General features: G+C 57.5%; 1 rRNA gene. It reads right to left on the minus strand.

What is annotated here, in order from left to right:
• A 16S ribosomal RNA gene (locus tag CRP45_RS32860) occupies positions 1-1426 on the minus strand; the annotation flags it as partial.
• Between the last annotated feature and the right edge of the window lie 91 nt (positions 1427-1517).

The following is a 1517-nucleotide window of genomic DNA, read 5'->3' on the forward strand; positions in this document are numbered from 1 at the left end:
AGGGGTTAGGCCACCGGCTTCGGGTGTTACCGACTTTCATGACGTGACGGGCGGTGTGTACAAGGCCCGGGAACGTATTCACCGCAGCGTTGCTGATCTGCGATTACTAGCGACTCCAACTTCACGGGGTCGAGTTGCAGACCCCGATCCGAACTGAGACCGGCTTTAAGGGATTCGCTCCACCTCACGGTATCGCAGCCCTCTGTACCGGCCATTGTAGCATGTGTGAAGCCCTGGACATAAGGGGCATGATGACTTGACGTCGTCCCCACCTTCCTCCGAGTTGACCCCGGCAGTCTCCTGCGAGTCCCCGCCATTACGCGCTGGCAACACAGGACAAGGGTTGCGCTCGTTGCGGGACTTAACCCAACATCTCACGACACGAGCTGACGACAGCCATGCACCACCTGTACACCGACCACAAGGGGGCCTACATCTCTGCAGGTTTCCGGTGTATGTCAAACCCAGGTAAGGTTCTTCGCGTTGCATCGAATTAATCCACATGCTCCGCCGCTTGTGCGGGCCCCCGTCAATTCCTTTGAGTTTTAGCCTTGCGGCCGTACTCCCCAGGCGGGGCGCTTAATGCGTTAGCTACGGCACGGATCCCGTGGAAGGAAACCCACACCTAGCGCCCACCGTTTACGGCGTGGACTACCAGGGTATCTAATCCTGTTCGCTACCCACGCTTTCGCTTCTCAGCGTCAGTTACTGCCCAGAGACCCGCCTTCGCCACCGGTGTTCCTCCTGATATCTGCGCATTTCACCGCTACACCAGGAATTCCAGTCTCCCCTGCAGTACTCAAGTCTGCCCGTATCGCCTGCAAGCTCACAGTTGAGCTGTGAGTTTTCACAGACGACGCGACAAACCGCCTACAAGCTCTTTACGCCCAGTAATTCCGGACAACGCTCGCACCCTACGTATTACCGCGGCTGCTGGCACGTAGTTGGCCGGTGCTTCTTCTACAGGTACCGTCACTTGCGCTTCGTCCCTGTCGAAAGAGGTTTACAACCCGAAGGCCGTCATCCCTCACGCGGCGTCGCTGCATCAGGCTTTCGCCCATTGTGCAATATTCCCCACTGCTGCCTCCCGTAGGAGTCTGGGCCGTGTCTCAGTCCCAGTGTGGCCGGTCGCCCTCTCAGGCCGGCTACCCGTCGTCGCCTTGGTAGGCCATTACCCCACCAACAAGCTGATAGGCCGCGGGCCCATCTCGCACCGATAAATCTTTCCACCACCAACCATGCAGCTGGAAGTCATATCCGGTATTAGACCCAGTTTCCCAGGCTTATCCCGAAGTGCGAGGCAGATCACCCACGTGTTACTCACCCGTTCGCCGCTCGTGTACCCCGAAGGGCCTTACCGCTCGACTTGCATGTGTTAAGCACGCCGCCAGCGTTCGTCCTGAGCCAGGATCAAACTCTCCGTTGAAGACTCACAATCACACCCAAAGGTGCAATCAGATCTAAACTAGAGTCCGAAAACCTAGCAAAACAATCGCCAGCCGGAAATTAGCTGACTT

The sequence above is a fragment of the Nocardia amikacinitolerans genome (assembly GCF_900215415.1).
GTDB lineage: Bacteria > Actinomycetota > Actinomycetes > Mycobacteriales > Mycobacteriaceae > Nocardia > Nocardia amikacinitolerans.